Annotated in this window: 16 protein-coding genes and 1 tRNA gene; 8 read left to right on the forward strand and 9 right to left on the reverse strand. The window is 58.7% G+C overall.

Translation table 11 applies throughout. From position 1 onward, the window contains the following. Positions 1-332: 332 nt before the first annotated feature. Positions 333-1,160 carry a protein-glutamate O-methyltransferase CheR gene (gene cheR, locus KGA82_RS04595; RefSeq protein ID WP_192227950.1) on the reverse strand — a complete coding sequence of 276 codons (828 nt, stop codon included), beginning with the start codon at positions 1,158-1,160 and terminating at the stop codon, positions 333-335. A gap of 46 nt (positions 1,161-1,206) precedes the next feature. Continuing rightward, positions 1,207-2,139: a chemotaxis protein CheV gene (locus tag KGA82_RS04600; protein WP_008033048.1), complete on the reverse strand. Its 933-nt coding sequence runs from the start codon at positions 2,137-2,139 to the stop codon at positions 1,207-1,209. 81 nt (positions 2,140-2,220) lie between these two features. On the opposite strand from KGA82_RS04600, the gene flgA reads away from it, so the two are divergent. The 4 genes from flgA (at position 2,221) to KGA82_RS04620 (ending at position 4,831) form a co-directional block, all read left to right on the forward strand. Continuing rightward, complete coding sequence (gene flgA, locus KGA82_RS04605) at positions 2,221-2,982, forward strand: flagellar basal body P-ring formation chaperone FlgA (protein WP_032832449.1); 762 nt, start codon at positions 2,221-2,223, stop codon at positions 2,980-2,982. A gap of 167 nt (positions 2,983-3,149) precedes the next feature. Next, the gene (gene flgM, locus KGA82_RS04610; RefSeq protein WP_008033053.1) at positions 3,150-3,476 is read left to right on the forward strand and encodes a flagellar biosynthesis anti-sigma factor FlgM; all 327 of its coding nucleotides are present in this window, start codon (positions 3,150-3,152) and stop codon (positions 3,474-3,476) included. A 48-nt stretch (positions 3,477-3,524) separates the two neighbouring features. Further along, positions 3,525-3,992: a flagella synthesis protein FlgN gene (locus tag KGA82_RS04615; protein ID WP_008038443.1), complete on the forward strand. Its 468-nt coding sequence runs from the start codon at positions 3,525-3,527 to the stop codon at positions 3,990-3,992. A gap of 92 nt (positions 3,993-4,084) precedes the next feature. Then, complete coding sequence (locus tag KGA82_RS04620; RefSeq protein ID WP_223449731.1) at positions 4,085-4,831, forward strand: flagellar brake protein; 747 nt, start codon at positions 4,085-4,087, stop codon at positions 4,829-4,831. 63 nt (positions 4,832-4,894) lie between these two features. Here KGA82_RS04620 and KGA82_RS04625 read toward each other — a convergent pair whose 3' ends face one another. The 4 genes from KGA82_RS04625 to KGA82_RS04640 all read right to left on the reverse strand — a co-directional run bounded on the left by KGA82_RS04625 (position 4,895) and on the right by KGA82_RS04640 (position 10,213). Then, positions 4,895-6,265 (reverse strand): MFS transporter, encoded by a 1,371-nt coding sequence (locus KGA82_RS04625; protein WP_223436521.1) that lies wholly within the window; start codon positions 6,263-6,265, stop codon positions 4,895-4,897. 69 nt (positions 6,266-6,334) lie between these two features. After that, entirely contained in the window at positions 6,335-7,576 is a 1,242-nt protein-coding gene (locus KGA82_RS04630) for a glutamine synthetase family protein (protein WP_223449771.1), read from the reverse strand. A gap of 343 nt (positions 7,577-7,919) precedes the next feature. Beyond that, positions 7,920-8,612, reverse strand: coding sequence for a sensor histidine kinase (locus tag KGA82_RS04635; RefSeq protein WP_008038447.1), 693 nt, complete (start codon positions 8,610-8,612; stop codon positions 7,920-7,922). Beyond that, on the reverse strand, positions 8,609-10,213 hold the full coding sequence (locus KGA82_RS04640) for a tetratricopeptide repeat-containing response regulator (RefSeq protein WP_207285402.1): 1,605 nt from the start codon (positions 10,211-10,213) through the stop codon (positions 8,609-8,611). The genes KGA82_RS04635 and KGA82_RS04640 overlap by 4 nt, the downstream gene beginning before the upstream one ends. Before the next feature lie 243 nt (positions 10,214-10,456). Between KGA82_RS04640 and KGA82_RS04645 the strand changes: the two genes are divergently transcribed. Then, complete coding sequence (locus KGA82_RS04645; RefSeq protein WP_223449732.1) at positions 10,457-14,590, forward strand: CheR family methyltransferase; 4,134 nt, start codon at positions 10,457-10,459, stop codon at positions 14,588-14,590. Between the two features lie 7 nt (positions 14,591-14,597). Here the strand turns inward: KGA82_RS04645 and KGA82_RS04650 are convergent, their stop codons facing one another. Beyond that, positions 14,598-15,137 (reverse strand): hypothetical protein, encoded by a 540-nt coding sequence (locus KGA82_RS04650; protein WP_223449733.1) that lies wholly within the window; start codon positions 15,135-15,137, stop codon positions 14,598-14,600. 148 nt (positions 15,138-15,285) lie between these two features. Next, a tRNA-Arg gene (locus KGA82_RS04655) sits at positions 15,286-15,362 on the reverse strand. Positions 15,363-15,654: 292 nt separating this feature from the next. On the opposite strand from KGA82_RS04655, the gene KGA82_RS04660 reads away from it, so the two are divergent. Further along, positions 15,655-15,888 carry a hypothetical protein gene (locus KGA82_RS04660; RefSeq protein WP_223449734.1) on the forward strand — a complete coding sequence of 78 codons (234 nt, stop codon included), beginning with the start codon at positions 15,655-15,657 and terminating at the stop codon, positions 15,886-15,888. 21 nt (positions 15,889-15,909) lie between these two features. Then, positions 15,910-16,089: a PA3371 family protein gene (locus KGA82_RS04665; RefSeq protein WP_008033091.1), complete on the forward strand. Its 180-nt coding sequence runs from the start codon at positions 15,910-15,912 to the stop codon at positions 16,087-16,089. Here the strand turns inward: KGA82_RS04665 and phnN are convergent. Beyond that, a complete protein-coding gene (gene phnN / locus KGA82_RS04670) occupies positions 16,064-16,636 on the reverse strand; it encodes a phosphonate metabolism protein/1,5-bisphosphokinase (PRPP-forming) PhnN (RefSeq protein ID WP_223449735.1) in 573 nt (190 codons plus the stop codon). The genes KGA82_RS04665 and phnN overlap by 26 nt on opposite strands. A 388-nt stretch (positions 16,637-17,024) precedes the next feature. Between phnN and KGA82_RS04675 the strand changes: the two genes are divergently transcribed. Then, positions 17,025-17,351, forward strand: coding sequence for an Arc family DNA-binding protein (locus KGA82_RS04675; RefSeq protein ID WP_003178899.1), 327 nt, complete (start codon positions 17,025-17,027; stop codon positions 17,349-17,351). The last annotated feature ends 159 nt before the right edge of the window (positions 17,352-17,510 follow it).

Raw genomic sequence — 17,510 nt, forward strand, 5'->3', positions numbered from 1 at the left:
GCTTTTGATCTGAGCGCCCCCTCGAGAGGCCGAGCGCAGGTTCTGCGCAGTGGGCAACCCGGCATGGATGCCGGGTTAGCCGCCCCCGGCCATGGATGGCCGATGGCGGCGGGCCCACGGAGCAGGACCGGAGCGAGGGCATGGCGAGCATTAGCGAGCCACCGAACGAAAGGGGCAAGAGCCCTTGGTTACTTGGGGCTTTTCCAAGTGACTCGCCGTAAGGGCGAAACCAATAGCCGCCATAACCCCAGAAACGGATATACACACCAACACAGCAGACAAAAAAAACGGGAGCCCAAAGGACTCCCGTTTTTCAAACTACCGCCAACCCATCACTTAGCCTGGTAAATGATCCCCGGGCTGCACTGGACCATCTGGTAATGATCCGGCAAACCGTTCAGCGCTTCAGACGCGCCAAGGAACAGATAACCGCCCGGCTTCAACGTGCTGTGGATGCGCAACAGGATGTCTTTCTTCACCTCGGCGGAGAAGTAGATCAGCACGTTGCGGCAGAACACGATGTCGAACTTGCCGAGGCTCGCGTAGCTGTCCAGCAGGTTGAACGAGCGAAACTCCACCCGACTCTTGATCGGCGCCTTGATGGCCCAGCGCCCCGGCCCTTTCGGGTCGAAATAACGCTGAAGACGCTCAGGCGACAACCCGCGGCCGATGGCCAGGCTGTCGTACTCGCCAGTCTTGCAGTTGGTCAGCATGGTGCCGGACAGGTCAGTGGCAACGATCTGCACACCCATCTTCAACTGGCCCATATTGACCCGCTCGAACTCGTCGATGGACATCGACAGCGAATACGGTTCCTGACCCGACGAGCAGGCCGCCGACCAGATTCGCAAGCGTTGCCCCGGAGCCGCCTTGATCGCTTCGGGCAGTACCTTGTTCTTCAAGACTTCAAACGGATAGGTGTCACGAAACCACAGGGTTTCGTTGGTCGTCATGGCATCGACCACCAACTCGCGCAAACCGCTGCGCGGCTGGGTCTGGATGCGCTGAACCAGCTCACCCAGGGACTTGATGCCTTGCTGTTCCATCAGTTTGTTGAGACGGCTCGAGACCAGGTACTGCTTGTTTTCACCGAGCAAAATGCCACAGGCTTTTTCCAGGAAGACCCGGAACTGTTCGAAATCCAAATTACCCGTAGACAAAGATGCCGCCTCTTAAATCGTGTTAATCACCAGGGGCAAAAGGCCCCTAGCTGATGTCTGCTGCTTTGATCCGGTCAACTACCCGGGATGCCAGGTCATCAGGACGGAATTTGGCCAGGAAGTCATCGGCACCGACTTTCTTGACCATCGCCTGATTGAACACACCCGACAACGAAGTATGCAGGATGATATGAAGCTTTTGCATGCGAGGGTCGTTGCGGATCTCGGCCGTCAGGGTGTACCCGTCCATCTCCGGCATCTCGATGTCGGAGATCATCATCAGGAACTCTTCTTCCGGCTTCTTACCCTCGTCGGCCAGTTTGCGCAGGTAATCCAGCGCTTGCCGTCCGTCGTTCAACGCCACCACTTCAACGCCTACCGTTTGCAGGCAGCGCGTGACCTGCTTGCGCGCCACCGACGAGTCATCGACCGTCAGCACCCGCAGCGACAGCGCCTTGTGCTGGGTCTCGACATCGACCACGCCGACGGAAATCGCTTCCGGTGTCGGCGCCACTTCCGCCAGGATCTTCTCGACGTCGATGATTTCGACTAACTGATTGTCGACCCGAGTCACAGCCGTCAGGTAATGATCGCGTCCGGTGCCCTTGGGAGGCGGATGAATCTCCTCCCAGTTCATGTTGACGATGCGTTCCACCGAGCGCACCAGGAAACCCTGGGTCTTGGTGTTGTACTCCGTGATGATCACGAAAGGATTGCTTTGATCTTTAAGCGCCCCGGAACCAGTCGCCATTGCCAGATCAAGGATCGGAATGGTCGCCCCCCGGATATTTGCCACACCGCACACGACAGGACTGGACTTGGGCATCAGGGTCAGCTTGGGGCATTGCAGCACCTCGCGAACCTTGAACACGTTGATCCCGTACAGCTGCTGGCCGTCGAGACGGAACAACAACAGCTCCAGGCGATTCTGCCCTACCAGTTGCGTGCGCTGGTTTACCGAATCCATTACACCAGCCATGCCCAGACTCCTACACCAACGCTAAGTGTGTTGCGACGCACATTCATCACTAAACGGCACGGCGCTTGCTTTTTAACTTTTATGAACACAGAACCGACATTTTTCCGACGCCTGACATCACCTATCCGCAGATTGCTCTGTGCAGTGTCGGCCGTTTGCCTGTTCAACGCTGGCAGCCCTGCCTTTGCTGACGCAGTTACCTTGCCTGACATGCTTATCGGCGTCACCCAGGGCTTTCTTGAATTCACCGTAGAAGACTATCTGGCTACCAGTCAAACGGAAGGTCGCTACGAAATCCAGGTCAACCAGCTCGACCAGCGACTGCGCATGCCCATGTGCGACAAGGAATTGACAGCCAGCCTCGAGAGTCCAGCCAAGCCGCTGGGCCGGGTCACGGTCAAGGTTCGCTGCGAGGGGGCATCGCCCTGGACAGTCTTCGTACCCGCTCAAGTCCGCCTGTTTCGCGACGTTGTGACCGTCACCCGGCCCCTGCGCCGCGCAGGGATTGTCGAGCCCGATGACGTGACGCTGCGCGAGCGTGACGTCAGCCTGATTGGCCAGGGCTACTTCACATCCGTAGACCAGGCGATCGGCCAGCGACTTACCCGACCAATGGTCACCGACCAGGTGATTACCCTGGTTCATCTCGAACAGGCGGAAGTCATTAGCAAAGGCGATCAGGTGGTGATTACCGCCCGCAGTGGTACGCTCAGCGTGCGAATGCCCGGCGAGGCCCTGTCCAACGGCGGCATGGCCGAGCAGATACGGGTGAAAAACCTCAATTCCAAACGGGTCATCAAGGCGCAGGTTACCGCGCCAGGTCAGGTGGAAGTGTCCATGTAGGATTCTCTGTTCGTGAAGATGTGGCGTTGCCCGAGGCTGTTCCCTAAACTGTGCCGCATGCAGGAGAAGTGCTGGCGCATGCGGGCCCATTTGATAAATGGGTCTAAAGTTTTCACAGGGAGAGCCGAAAACATGGCAAGCGTCCAAATACTCAGAGGTTTTTTACCATGGTCATCGATTTCAGCCGTTTGAACAGCTCCTCGCCACTTACGGGCAGTACACGTACCAGCGTTGCCAAGGAAACTGCCGATGCCGGCAAATCCGCGCCGCTGAATACCCCGGCCGAACAGGCCACTGCCATCAAAAGCGGGGAATCGGTACACCTCAGCAATGAGGCTCAACAGTTGCAACAGGTCACTGACAAGCTGCGCGATCAGCCTGCCGTCGACAACGCCCGTGTGGCCGAGTTGAAAGCAGCGATTGCCGATGGCAGCTATAAAGTCGACAGCAGCCGTGTAGCCAGCAAACTGCTCAACTTCGAAGCCCAGCGCTAGGCTACGGCCCGCGCCAGGCTTTTGGACGCTTAAAACCCAAGGCCAGCCATGCAAGACACTAATTTACTGCAACTGATCACCGACGACTTTGCTCCAGCGCAACACTTGCTTGAGTTACTGCAAACCGAGTCCCTCGCCTTGCACGGTCGGGACATGCCACTGCTCGAAGAGATTCTGGCGCAGAAACAGGCATTGATCATTCTGCTTGAACAGCATGGCCGCAAGCGCAGCGAAATCCTCGCCAGCCTCAACCTGCCGACCAATCGCAACGGCCTGGAGCAACTCGCCAGCCATTCGAGCATTGGCGAGCAGTTGCTGGCCCAGAGCGATGTGCTGACCGATCTACTGGCTCAATGCCAAGCGGCGAACGCCAATAATGGCCAGTCCATCCTGGTCCAGCAGGCCGCCACGGCCAATCAGCTGAAAATCCTGACCGGCGGTGAACCGCCAGCGCTTTATGATGCCCGCGGATCAACCGCCAAGCTTGCGAAGCCGCGCCCGCTCAGTCAGGCTTAAGCCCGCAAATGACCGCGCCCTATCAAGACTCGCAACATGCTGGCAATATACTGGCCAGCCGTAGTCATATTTTGTCTGGAGATTGATGAACCGTGTCCAATGCCTTAAACGCGGAAGATGCCCCGCAGCCACCCAAGGTGCTCACCACACCGTTGGAAATCTCCGGCAACCTGCGCCAACTGCAAGAAAGCCATGATCCGCTGATCATCACCTTTCATGAGCGCACCCAGCGCTTCCAGAGCTATCTGGTGGACGTGGACCGCGAGCGCGGCACCATCGCGCTCGACGAAATGATCCCGCGTGACGGTGAACGCTTCATGCTGGCCGGCGAACCGTTCAAGGTCGAAGGCTTTCACGAAGGCGTGCGCATTGCCTGGGAAAGCAACGGTCAACTGACCATCGACGAGTCCGGTGACAGCCGCTGCTATCGTGGCCCGCTGCCGGATGAAGTGGTTTATCACCAGCGCCGCAATGCCTTCCGCGCAGCCTTGAAGCTGGCCCAACTGGTCAACGTCGATCTGGACGGTGAAAAGCTCAAGGCGCCGATCAGCGGCAAGCTGTTGGACATCTCCGCCACCGGCTGCAAGTTGCGCTTTGAAGGCGACATCACCGGCAGCCTGCAATTGGGCCAGGTCTACGACCGCTTCGCCGCCGCCCTGCCCTTTGGCAAAATGACGGCACCGGTCGAACTGCGTTACCTGCATTTCGAAGAAAGAATCTCCACCACCTTCGCCGGCATCCGCTTTCATAACATGAGCGGCCTGGTGCAGCGTCAGGTCGAGCGTTTCGTCTACCAGCTTCAGCGCGAAGCACGACGTTTCGACAAAGACGACCTGTAATTCAAGCACCCATAAAAAACGGGCAGTCCCTTGCGGTGACTGCCCGTTTTTTTATGCCCCGATTTAAGGCCTGGCCTCGGTGAAGCTTTGCTCGCGGCCCGCGTCAGGGTCCTCCGGAGGTGGAGTGGTGGGTGTCTCGGCCTCCGACTCAGGAGCCGGATCAGGATTGGCCGGGCTCTGCATCTGGTCCTGCACCACTTGCTCATCAACCCGTGGATCAAGGCAAGCCACCAGCGGCGAACTCGACATGCTGTCCGGCATGGCGACGTGATGCAGCGGCGCATCGTCCACCTGATGCAGGTTGGTCACCGCTTTCGGGCGGATCCGCCACACCAGCACCAACGCAAAGAAACTGAAGAAGGCGTAGAGCATCTGACTGCCGAACATCTTCATCAGTACCCCGGCGACCAACGGTCCGATACTCGCGCCGACACCGTAGGTCACCAGCAACATCGCCGTCAGTGACACCCGCCGATCAGCCTCGACGTGGTCATTGGAAAACGCGACCGCCAGCGGGTACAGGCAAAACTTCACCAGCGAGCAGATAAAACCGGTGATGAACAACACCTCCAGCGGCACCTGCTTCATGATCGCCAGCGGCAACGCGGCGAGGGCCAGTACCAGTGCAAAACAGCGAATCAACAGTGCCCGGTCATAACGGTCGGACAACCAGCCCAACGGCCACTGCACCAACAGGCCGGCAAAAATGCAGCTACCCATGAACAGACCGACCTGCTCCGTGGACAACCCTTGCTGCGAGGCATACAGCGGCGCCAGACCGTAGAACGAGCCGATGATCAGCCCCGCCCCCAGCACCGTACTCAACGACTGCGGCACGCGCTTGATAAAGAAGCGCGGCTCCATCGGCGCCGGATGCAGCGGCGCCGGGTGAATCCGCCGTGTCAGGGCCACCGGCACCAGGCACAGGGCAAAGCACAGGGCGACCAGCATCAGCAGCTCCAGACCGAGGCCCGGGTGCATGACCAGAATCAGCTGCCCCAGCACCAGGCCAAGATAAGAAGCGATCATGTAACCGCTGAACACCGTGCCGCGCTGCGAGGCTTCGGCCTGCTCATTGAGCCAGCTTTCGATGACCATGTACTGGCACATCATGCCGAGACCGACGATGACCCGCAGGAATATCCACGCCGGCAGCCAGTCCACCAGACCATGGCCCAGCACCGCCGCGCCGACAATCCCGGCACAGGCCGAATAAGCCCGGATATGCCCGACCCGGGCAATCAACCGGTGACCGATCTTGCCCCCCAGCACGAGGCCGAAATAGTTGGCCGCCATCAACGCACCGACCCACAGGCTGTCGACATGGTCGGCCGCCAGGCGCAAGCCCAGGTAAGTACTCAGCAAGCCAGAGCCGATCAACATCATCAGCGAGGCGAAATACAGCGCTCGAAAGGGTTTCCAGATTTGGCGCATCGGCGTTCCGAGCGGCTCCTTGCGGTAAGAAACGGGCTATCCGAAAGATAGCCCGAAGACGAAGGTTCGTCAGGCCTGGGCGGCTAAAACACGGCGCTCCCAGGGCGTAATTTCATCAAAGAAGCTGGTCAACTCCATGGTCTTCGAAGCGACGTAGCCTTCGATGAACTCCTTGCCGAACAGTTCCTTCGCCAATTGGCTACGTTTCAGACGCTCGAGCGCGGCATGCAAGGTACACGGCAACGAAAGATTATCCGGCACCTCGAATTCGCCCTGGATCGCGTCACTCGGCTCCAACCTGTTTTCAATGCCATACAACCCTGCCGCCAGGCTCGCTGCAATCGCCAGATACGGGTTGGCATCAGCCCCCGGCAGGCGATTTTCCACCCGACGCGCCACCGGCGAGCTGGCCGGGATGCGCAAACCGGCTGCCCGATTGTCGTGGGACCAGCAGGCATTATTCGGTGATGCGAACGGATGGCACAAGCGCTGATAGGAGTTCACGTTCGGTGCAAATAATGCCGTGAAATCCGCCATGCCGGCCTGCTGGCCACCGATGAAGTGACGGAAGGTCGCCGTCGGCTCGCCGGCCTCGTCGCTGAAGACGTTACGCCCGGTGGCGATCTCGACGATGCTCTGGTGAATATGCATCGAGCTGCCCGGCGTGTGCGCCAGTGGCTTGGCCATGCAGACCACCGTCAGCCCATGCTTGAGCGCCACTTCTTTAAGCAGATGCTTGAACAGCAATGTCTGGTCGGCCAGCAACAAGGGATCACCGTGCAGCAGGTTGATCTCGAACTGACTGACGCCCATCTCGTGCATGAACGTATCGCGCGGCAAACCGAGGGCCGCCATGCACTCATAGACTTCACTGAAAAACGGCCGCAAGCCGTTATTGGAACTGACACTGAACGCCGAATGACCGTCCTCGCGCCGCCCGTCCAGGCCTACCGGCGGCTGGAACGGTTGCGTCGGGTCGGTGTTGGGCGCGAAGACGAAAAACTCAAGCTCGGTGGCCACCACCGGCGCCAGCCCAAGGGCGGCGTAACGCGCGATAACTGCTTTGAGTTGACCACGAGTCGACAGAGGGGAGCTTTCGCCAGTCAGTTCGTCCGCATCGCAAATGGCCAAGGCACGCGGCTGTTTGCTCCAGGGCAAGCGATGGATCTGCGCAGGGTCGGGCACCAACGCCAGGTCGCCATCATCGCTGCCGTAAAAACGTGCTGGCGGATATCCGCCCATGATGCATTGCAGCAGCACACCCCGCGCCATCTGCAAACGCCGCCCCTCGTGAAAGCCTTCGGCCGTCATGACCTTGCCACGAGGCACGCCGTTCAAATCCGGCGTAACACATTCAATCTCATCAATGCCCGTCAATCGCTGCGCGAGTGAGCGCTGGCCACCGGTTGTCATGACGCAATCCTTTGTAGTTGTGCAAGCCGCGAACGGCGACCGTACAAAATAGGCTCCGCGTGTTCGGAATATCAAGCAGCGACGTACAAATACACCCTCACGGATCACGCCCACTCCCTGTAGGAGCGAGCGGTGCGGCGATCCGACTTGCCCGCGAAGGCGTTGTACCAGCCAATACTTGAATTAACTGACACATCGCCTTCGCGGGCAAGCCTCGCTCCTACAGGGGGATGCGGTGTTTTCAGGGGAGATAGAGGCTGAACACACCACCGCCCAACGGGCCACCGTTGCTGATTTCTGTGCGCCCACCGATGCCGTTGCGCTGATGCAAGGCGGCAATCCGTCCGGCGAAATACAGACCCAGGCCGGTGCTGCCGCTGCTGTGGTTGATGCCCTGCACGTAATCGGCCTGACGCTCGATCATCTCGGCCGGGTAACCCTCGCCATCGTCGTTAATGGTCAACACCAATTGCCCGGCCTCGTCGCTCACCGTGATCAACAATGCGTGACGGGCGTAACGGATGGCGTTGTTGATGCTGTTGGCCAGCACCGACGCAATCAGCTCACGGTCGAAAAAACCCAACGGGCTCAGCGGGTCCACTTCATAGGTCGCCATGATGCCGCGACTGGCGAACACGTCCTGATGGCAGGCCAGTTGCGCTTCGATGAAGTCATCCAGTTCGTGGTAAGCCGGCTGCAACGGCATCTGGTTGACGCCGAGTTTGTACAGCCCCAACAACTGCACCAGCATGCCGTTGAGGTGGGCGAACTCGAACTCGATCACGCCCTGCTCCGGGGTGTGCCGCTCCGGGTCGGGCAAGCGCGCCAGCCATTGGCTGTGTGCCTGCATCAGCATCGCCAGAGAGTTCTTCATGTCGTGCACGGTGGAAGCAATCACCGTGGAGAAATCCAGTGCCGGGTTGTCTTGGTTCATCCGCTGAACGCCTTGATTTTCAGTTTCTGATAACGCGCATATCGCGCATCGGTATCGGGCATCAGGCCGACCGTTTTCAGGCAGGCGCGACATTCTTCAAGCTCCGCCGATGGCGCGCTGGTGTCGGTGCCATGCAGCAGCGATTGCGCCATGTTCAACGCAATACTGATGTTCTTCGGTTGCAACGCCAGGGCTTTGCGGAACACCGCCCGCGCCTCCACCAGGTTGCCGGTCTTGTACACCCGCACGCCTTGACGGTTGAGTTCCGCCGCATCGTTGCCGGAGTTGAGGATGCTCGGGTCGTCGGTCAGCTTGGCGATGCCCTGCATCACTGTCGGATCGTCACCGTAGATTTCTGCGCAGTTTTTCAGCATCGACTTGCCTGCATCAGCCTGCCCGAGCATTTGCAGCTGCTTGGCCACCAGCAGCGCGGCTTCGGCACTCATGAATTGCTCCATGCCATCGAGGCGCAACATCGCCTGCTCGGTGAGCTTTTCCGCGGTTTCGGCGTCGTTGAGCAACAGGCTGGTGGCCTTCATCAGCCGCGCACGAATCTGCAGGCCCGGGTCGGAAGGGTTTTCCTTGGCCACGGCACTCAGCGTGGTGTTGATTTCCAGCCGGGTCCGGGTGTCCAGGCCCTTTTCGCTGCCCTTGCTGATCAACGCATGGGCGAGGCCGAGGTTGCTTTCGGCGTCCTTGAAACGTGACTGGGCACCCTGGCTGACGGCCTGACGATAAGCTTTGGACGCGGTATCGAAATCTTCGTTGGTCATCGCCAGCTTACCCAGCAGCGCTTGCCGGCGTACGGCCAGCGGCGACAAACGAATCGCCTCCTCCAACACCTGTTGCGCAGCCTTGGTGTCGCCCTCGGCGACCAGCACATCGGCCATGCCGTCATAGAGCGCCGGCATCATCGGGAACACTTTCAACGCTTTTTCGTAGACGCCCTTGGCCTGGCTGACCTGACCCCGCTTGAACAGCAACTGGCCCAGCCCGGCAAAGGCCCATGGCAAAGGCCGATCGGCAATGATGCTGTCGTAGAGTCGCTCCAGCGCTTCGTTCTGATTCAAGTCGCGCAAGGCATCGGCCCGGTAGCGCAAACACAGCGGCGAGTAGCGGATGTCCTGCTTGCACAAGGCGATGCAGGCATTGAGCACTTCAACCGGTTTACCGCGATCGAGCGCCTGCAGGATCGGCTTGAGCAAGGTCTTGCGCTGCTCCAGACGCTCCAGGCGCTGGGCCAGTCCGGAACGGTTGAAGGGTTTGGTCAGGTAAGCATCGGGCTCGTGTTCCAGGGCGCTGAGCACCATCGCCTGACTGGTCTCGGCGGTGACCATGACAAACACGGATTCGTGGCTGATCAGCTTCTCGACCATCAGGTCTTCGAGAACCTGCTGACCGTTCTTCTTGCCATCGCCGAGGTGGAAATCCTGGAGGATGAAATCGTAGGACTTCTGCGAACACATGCGCAGCGCCTGCTCGCCGGTGTCGGCGGTGTCCACGTCCTTGACGCCCAGCTCACGCAGCATGGACCTGACGGAACTGCGGAAATCCGAGAAATCATCGACGATCAAAAAACGCTTTTGGTGATACGACAGCATCGAAGATTTCCAGGCAATTTTAAGAAGAAGATCATGACTGTCCGGGTTATCGGCCAGCAGGGCCATTCACTTGAAGAATTGGAATGCATTTGCGCCGCTGGAGTCCAAATTTTAAAGGGCCGCGAATGCGGGCTAAATATTTGAAGGCGTTATTGAAAAACGGGATTATCCTGATTTATTGCAACGCGTCTGCTACCCCTCTTTCAGACCCAGACGCTCCCGTCGTCGGCACAGGCATAAGTTATGACCACCACCCCCAATCGCTCAGCGAATTCCAATGAGCGAAAGACCCTGATCCCCAGTACCCTGGATTTTCCGGTGGTGGGAATTGGCGCGTCGGCAGGTGGGCTGCAAGCCATCAAGCTGTTCTTCGAAAACATGCCACAGGACAACGGCATGGCGTTCGTGATCATTCTTCACCTCTCCCCCGATCACCAGAGCATTGCCGACAGGATCGTCCAGGAATCGACCGCGATGCCGGTTCTGCAAGTCACTGAAAGGGTGTCCATCGAGAAAAACCATGTGTACGTCATTTCACCGGCGCAACGCCTGTCGATGAACGATGGTTTTCTTGAGGTCAGTACCAGCGATACACGGGAATCCCGGCACGCCTCGATCGATCTGTTCTTCCGCGACCTGGCCGATGTCCATCGGGAACGAGCGTTCTGCCTGGTGCTGTCGGGCACCGGCTCCGACGGTGCCGTCGGTCTTTCGCGCATCAAGGAACAGGGCGGCGTCACGCTGGCGCAGGCACCGGAAGACGCCGAGTTCGACGGCATGCCCCGTGCCGCCATCGATACCCGCATGGTTGACCTGGTTTTGCCGGTCGTTGAAATGCCGCAAAAACTGCTGGAGCTGTGGCGTAACTCTCAGGAAATCAGCTTGCCCATTGCCAACGACCCCGAACCGCAGACCATTGTCGCCATCTCCGAACGCGAAGCGCTGGTGGCGGAGCAAATGCTGCACGACATTCTGATCCAGCTGCGCACCGGCACCGGCCATGATTTCAAACACTACAAACGCGCCACCGTGTTGCGGCGGATCGAACGGCGGATGCAGGTCACGTCTCAACCGGATCTGGCCTCCTATTTCCATTACCTGCAAAACAATCCCGAAGAAACCAAGGCCCTGCTCGGAGACATGCTGATCGGCGTGACCAACTTCTTCCGCGATCGCGAGGCCTTCGAAGCGCTGGAGCGCGATGTCGTGCCGCAACTGGTCAGTGCCGCCGTGTCGGCACAGCCAGAGAAAGAAGAAATTCGCGTCTGGTCTGCGGGTTGTTCCACCGGCGAAGAAGCCTACAGCCTGGCGATGTTGCTCAGCGATCAGTTGCAACTGGACGCCAGTGCGGCATCGCTGCAACTGTTTGCCACTGACATTGACGAGCGCGCCATCAGCGTCGGCCGGGCCGGGTTGTACCCGCAAGCCATCGTCACCGACGTGCCGCCCACGCGACTGCGGCATTACTTCCTCAAGGAAGATGACCACTACCGGATTCGCAAGGAAATCCGCGAAAAAGTCCTGTTCGCCAAACACAGCCTGCTGTCCGATCCGCCGTTCTCGCAGATCGACCTGATCGTGTGCCGCAACCTGCTGATCTATCTCGATCGCGAAGTGCAGCGCGAAATCCTGCAAATGTTCCACTTTGCCCTGCGCCCCGGTGGGTTCCTGTTTCTCGGCTCCTCAGAGAGCGCGGACGCGTGCCACGAACTGTTCGCCCCGGTGGACAAACGCAACCGGATCTTCCGCGCCAAGACCGGCACGGCCAACAGTCGCCGCACGCCGACCATGCCGCGTGGAGGCTACGTGCGGACCAACATTTCCCAGCAGCCGACGCACAGCGGTGTGCAGCGCAAAACCTCTTTCGCCGACATCCATCAACGTGCCCTCGAACAGTCGGCGCCACCGAGCGTGATCGTCGACGCCAACGCCGACATTCTGCACATGAGTGAAAGTGCCGGGCGTTTCCTGCGGCACGTCGGTGGTGAGATGTCGCGCAATTTACTGACGTTGATCCTTCCAGAGCTGCGCCTGGAACTGCGCACCACGTTGTTCCAGGTTCAGCAGAGCAGCCTGTCGGTCAAATCCCGCGAGGTGTCGATCAAGCGTGATGAGCGGCGTTATCTGATCGATCTGGTCGCTCATCCCTACAAGGATGAAGGCTCGGACAGCGAGTACGTGCTGGTGATTTTCGAGGAGGTCGAAGTCGATCCTTCAGAACTGGCGGCGACCACCGTGCTGCAGAACGAAAACCAGGTGCTGTCCAACCTCGAACGCGAACTGCAACGCACCAAGCTGCATTTGCAGGACACCATCGAACAATCGGAAGTCTCCAGCGAAGAGCTCAAGGCCTCCAACGAAGAAATGCAGGCGATCAACGAAGAACTGCGCTCGGCCACCGAAGAGCTGGAAACCAGTAAAGAAGAGCTGCAATCCATCAACGAAGAGTTGCTGACGGTCAATTTCGAACTGAAAACCAAGGTCGAAGAAACCGACAAGATCAACGACTACCTGACCAACCTGATCGCCTCCACCGACATCGCCACGGTGTTTGTCGATCGCAGCATGCGCATCAAGTGGTTCACCCCGCGTGCCACCGACATTTTCAGCATGCTGCCGGTGGACACCGGGCGCTCCCTGCTCGACATCACCCACCGCCTGCATTACGACAACCTGGCCGGTGACGCAGCGCTGGTGTTCGAATCGCTGAACATGATCGAGCGTGAAGTCAGCAGCACCGACAATCGCTGGTACATCGCCCGCCTGCTGCCCTACCGCTCCAGCGAAGACCACATCGACGGCACCGTGTTGACCTTCATCGACATCACCAAGCGTCGGGCGGCCGAAGAAGAGCTGCGCCTGGGCGAGGAGCGCATGCGCCTGGTCGCTGAAAGCACCCGCGACTACGCGATCATCACGCTCGATGAACAAGGTGTGATCACCACCTGGAACAAAGGCGCGGAGTTGATCTTCGGCTACAGCAAGGCCGAGGCCGAAGGCGCCTACTATGACTTCATTTTCTCTGCGGAGGACCGCGCGGCAGGCGTGCCGGAAAACGAGCTGCTGACGGTGCGCAACCACGGCCGCAGCGACGATGAACGCTGGCATTTGCGCAAGGATGGCAGCCGCTTCTTTTGCAGCGGCGAAGTGACTCTGCTCAGCGGCGATAACCTGCAGGGCTACGTGAAAATTGCCCGCGACCTGACCGGCCATAAACGCCAGCACGAAGAACAGAGTCAGGAGCTGGCCGAGACTCGTAACACCAATAACCTCAAGGACGAGTTCTTTGCGGTCATGTCCCACGAGCTCAAGCACCCGCTGAACCTGATCCAGCTCAACGCAGAATTGCTGCGGCGCTTGCCGGTGACCAAGTCGCTGGCACCGGCGGCCAGGGCGGTGAACACCATCTGCGACGCGGTCACCAGCCAGGCGCGGATCATCGACGATCTGCTGGATGTCGCCCGGGTCCGCACCGGCAAGCTCAAGCTGCAAACGGTCGCCGTCGACCTCGCCAGTGTGCTGCGCGATGTCCACACTGTCGTGCTCAATGACCAGCATGACGTCACGGTCGAACTGCTGGTGCCGTCCGATGCGTTGATGGTCCAGGCCGACCCGACACGGCTGGAACAAATCATCTGGAACCTGGTGAACAATGCACTGAAATTCACCCCGACCAAGGGGCGTGTGCAATTGATCGCCAGCCAGGCCGGGGACATGGCGCGGCTCGACATCAAGGACAATGGCGTCGGCATTGCCCCGGAAAACCTCGATCACGTGTTCGACCTGTTCGGCCAGGCCGAAAAACAACATGCCACCCATAACCGTGAAGGGCTCGGGATTGGTTTGTCACTGGTCCGTCAGTTGACCGAGGCGCAACGCGGTGCAGTCGAGGTGAGTTCTGCCGGCGTAGGCACGGGCTGCACGTTCACCGTCTACCTGCCATTGGCCAAAACCGCCGGCGAAGCGCAAGCCACTGCCCAGACCGAAGAGGCCTGCGGCAGACTGAGCGGACTGACGATTCTGTTGGTGGACGATTCTGCGGACGTGCTGGAAACCCTGAAAATGCTGCTGGAGATGGAAGATGCGCAAGTGATTGCCTTTGACCGCCCGGTGGCGGCGCTGGACGCGGCAAAAAGCACCCGATTCGACCTGATCATTTCCGACCTCGGCATGCCGGTCATGAATGGCCACGAGTTGATGAGCGCACTGCGTGAGTTGCCACTCGCGAAGGATGTACCGGCCATCGCCCTGACCGGCTACGGGGCTCACAGCGACATTCAGAAATCGCGACAGTCGGGCTTTGACCAGCATGTTGGCAAACCGGTGTCCTACGATGACCTGATCCAGACCATCGAGACGCTGCGCAACCAGCGCTGAAGCGCGCTCAGTTCAGATAGTCGCGCTGCACGCAGGCGCGCCGATCAATCGCCTGCCTGAGCCGCTCCTTGTGATCGGCCCAGGCCATAGGGTCAACCTTGGTGGAGCGCATCAAGACGAGCATGGCCTCCTTGGCGGCCAGGTACTCTGACCAGGCATCGGCAGACCTGAGCTTCAAGCGTTCACGCTCGGTCATCTCCATCCGGCGCAACGCGACGACCGACTCATCGGTAATCACCGGACTCAACGTCAGTTGCACCCGGTGCGGCGCGACGAACTCCTGAGTGTCCGCCACAATCTCCCTCGCCCGCTGGGTACCCCACTTCAATGCGGCGCAGTAATGCTCACCCGCCTTGAGGTCATGATGCTCCTCGCAAATCGGCCAGCCATCAGCGCCGTAGACACCTACAAAAATCTGGGTAACCCCTTCAACACTGATCCGCGCATGCACCTCGATTTGCACGCCACTGCCCAGCACTTCTTCGTGGGTGTGCAGAGGCAATCGTGTGTTGGTCCACAACCAGAATTGGGCGCCCCTGCGTCGCATCGATTTCGCTCCCTGTGTGGTCTTTGGAGTAAGGCACAGCAATGCGCGTCTATCAAATGTTGGTCGTCAGGTGATCGCACACGAAAAAGCCCCGCCGGATGCGAGATCCTGGCGGGGCTTTTTTGACAGCCACAGGGCTGGAAATTGATGGTGTCCCAGGGCAGGTTCGAACTGCCAACCTTCCCCTTAGGAGGGGGATGCTCTATCCAATTGAGCTACTGAGACACAAGTCGCCCGCGAGAAATGCGATGCGATGGACGGCGTGCATGTTAACGGGCGGGTCTGATTTTGTCATGTCGTCCGTAGGCTTTTTAAGTGTAGGCAGATGCCCCTCTACAGCACGGGATTTGTTAACCGTGCAAATTGCATCACCGCAAAAAGCCATCATTGCAAATTGCAATGAGACCACCTTGCACGATTATCTTAATTCTTTGTTTTTAAAGGATTTAATAGCCGTTAGACTCTTGGCACGTCGGCTGCTTCAGCTGTTCTCAAAGAACAACGGAGGTCAGCCCTCATGAACCGCGCCCTTTTACTCTCGAACGCGATCGCTTTGGCGGTTTTTTTGGGTTTTCATTTTGTCCCGCAGAGCGGTGCCGAGCCGGTTGCCCAACGAATGCCTCATTACCTCCAGGTACAGAAGGCACCTCAATTGGCGGTGTTGGGTAATCAGCAGGGTTTTGTCGGTCAAGAAGTGAGTCAGGAAAATGTCCTGCTGCCAGCGCAGTCTTCAGAACGCCTGGCATTTTGAACAACCCATCAGGAGCACAGCATGTCCAAATCAGCCGCAGGATTTTTCGTCCTCGCCCTGCTCAGCGGCATTCTTCATTTATCACTGGTAGAAGACGCAATCGTCACCCTGCCGTTGATTGCCTGCGGCGTTTTCAGTGCTTTGTTTGTGCTGGCGCTGGTCGCTGGCCGCAAGATCAAGTTTGATCCGGTGTTGCGCTGACTTGTAGCAGCTTCAACAGGCCGGCCACTGTGTCCGAAAGTTCGCCTGAATTGTCGAGTCGGTGGATAAGCGTCTCACCGACTGAGGCGTCAGCCGTGAACAGTTCATTTCTGCGCAATCTCGCCTCAATCTCCGCCAGACTTTCACGCCCTCGCCGCAGCAAGCGCTCTCGCAGCACGTCCTCCTTGACCGTCAACAGAATCGGCACCAACGCTGGATAGCGGCGTAGCGCCTGGGCCAAGTGCCCGCGGGAGCCGTTGATCAGGACATCCCTGCCCTCCTTGAGCCATTGATCGATCACGACGGGAATACCGTAATCCAGGCCATTGGCATGCCAGCACAGCGCAAAGTCGCCCTCTTCTTTGCGGCGCGCGAACTCTTCACGGGAAACACCGATGGCATCCTCGCCCACGGATTCGGCTGAACGCGTAATGACCCGACGCACCACTTCGCAGTTGATTGCCTGCAAAGGCGCACGAGCGGCCTCGATGAGACTGTCCTTGCCGGATCCGGAAGGCCCCATCAGGTAAATCAGTCTGCCATCCATCCTGAATTAGCCCCCCATGTCGTGGTTGCCACTAGTAAATCGGCCAATTGCCACTATTCTGTACGAAGTAAGGAATCGTGATCGAAATCCGCACAGCATGCACCTTCAGGCGTCCCAGGACATCTCCTGTCGTGCAATAGGACGCGGTCAGCGATACGGACATGGGTAGTCTTTTCAAACCAGTCCGCATTTCTGATAATTGGTGCTGGCATAACGCCTTTATCCAGTTCAATATTTGTCACAGAATTGACGCCAATGATCTGGCTTCTTTGAGGCATGATGCGAGCCTCTATCAATTCAGGTTGAACATTTGGCCAGAGTCCTTGTCCTATCAGACATCGCGCGGCCAATCCCGAGAACCGCTCCCCTGAACTAACCGGTTAAATATATGCGCCCATTGAAACAGGCAATTTATTCCAGCCGTACGGCTGACAAGTTCGTCGTACGTCTGCCAGACGGAATGCGTGAACGCATTGCCGAGGTGGCTCGCAATCATCATCGCAGCATGAACTCCGAAATCATTGCGCGCCTTGAGCAGAGTCTCATTCAGGAAGGCGCACTGGGTGAAGAGTTGAGCATGCGACTGGACAGCCCGGAGTTGTCACTGCACGAACGCGAACTGCTGCAGCGCTTCCGCCAACTCTCCCACCGTCAGCAGAACGCACTCGTTTCGCTGATTGCCCACGACGCCGAAATGGCCGCAGACGCCTCCTGATTCATCCGAACGCTCAAGCCAGCTTAATCGCTGGCTTTTTTTTGCCTGAAATTCAGCCACAAAAAAACCCGCCGATTGGCGAGTTAATTGATCTTGTAGGAGCCAGGCTTGCCGGCGAAGGCGGCCCTGAGATCGCCTTCGCCGGCAAACCTGGCTCCT

Source organism: Pseudomonas sp. BF-RE-22, assembly GCF_019956155.1.
GTDB lineage: Bacteria > Pseudomonadota > Gammaproteobacteria > Pseudomonadales > Pseudomonadaceae > Aquipseudomonas > Aquipseudomonas migulae.

What these genes read in the sequence shown, in the direction of transcription:
- flgA (WP_032832449.1), top strand. Translation starts at nt 2,221, where the DNA reads ATGAACACAGAACCGACATTTTTCCGACGCCTGACATCACCTATCCGC.
- KGA82_RS04665 (WP_008033091.1), top strand. Translation starts at nt 15,910, where the DNA reads ATGTCCAAATCAGCCGCAGGATTTTTCGTCCTCGCCCTGCTCAGCGGC.
- KGA82_RS04640 (WP_207285402.1), bottom strand. Translation starts at nt 10,213, where the DNA reads ATGCTGTCGTATCACCAAAAGCGTTTTTTGATCGTCGATGATTTCTCG.
- KGA82_RS04645 (WP_223449732.1), top strand. Translation starts at nt 10,457, where the DNA reads ATGACCACCACCCCCAATCGCTCAGCGAATTCCAATGAGCGAAAGACC.
- KGA82_RS04625 (WP_223436521.1), bottom strand. Translation starts at nt 6,265, where the DNA reads ATGCGCCAAATCTGGAAACCCTTTCGAGCGCTGTATTTCGCCTCGCTG.
- KGA82_RS04600 (WP_008033048.1), bottom strand. Translation starts at nt 2,139, where the DNA reads ATGGCTGGTGTAATGGATTCGGTAAACCAGCGCACGCAACTGGTAGGG.
- KGA82_RS04630 (WP_223449771.1), bottom strand. Translation starts at nt 7,576, where the DNA reads ATGACGGCCGAAGGCTTTCACGAGGGGCGGCGTTTGCAGATGGCGCGG.
- KGA82_RS04675 (WP_003178899.1), top strand. Translation starts at nt 17,025, where the DNA reads ATGCGCCCATTGAAACAGGCAATTTATTCCAGCCGTACGGCTGACAAG.
- phnN (WP_223449735.1), bottom strand. Translation starts at nt 16,636, where the DNA reads ATGGATGGCAGACTGATTTACCTGATGGGGCCTTCCGGATCCGGCAAG.
- KGA82_RS04635 (WP_008038447.1), bottom strand. Translation starts at nt 8,612, where the DNA reads ATGAACCAAGACAACCCGGCACTGGATTTCTCCACGGTGATTGCTTCC.
- KGA82_RS04615 (WP_008038443.1), top strand. Translation starts at nt 3,525, where the DNA reads ATGCAAGACACTAATTTACTGCAACTGATCACCGACGACTTTGCTCCA.
- KGA82_RS04650 (WP_223449733.1), bottom strand. Translation starts at nt 15,137, where the DNA reads ATGCGACGCAGGGGCGCCCAATTCTGGTTGTGGACCAACACACGATTG.
- flgM (WP_008033053.1), top strand. Translation starts at nt 3,150, where the DNA reads ATGGTCATCGATTTCAGCCGTTTGAACAGCTCCTCGCCACTTACGGGC.
- KGA82_RS04660 (WP_223449734.1), top strand. Translation starts at nt 15,655, where the DNA reads ATGAACCGCGCCCTTTTACTCTCGAACGCGATCGCTTTGGCGGTTTTT.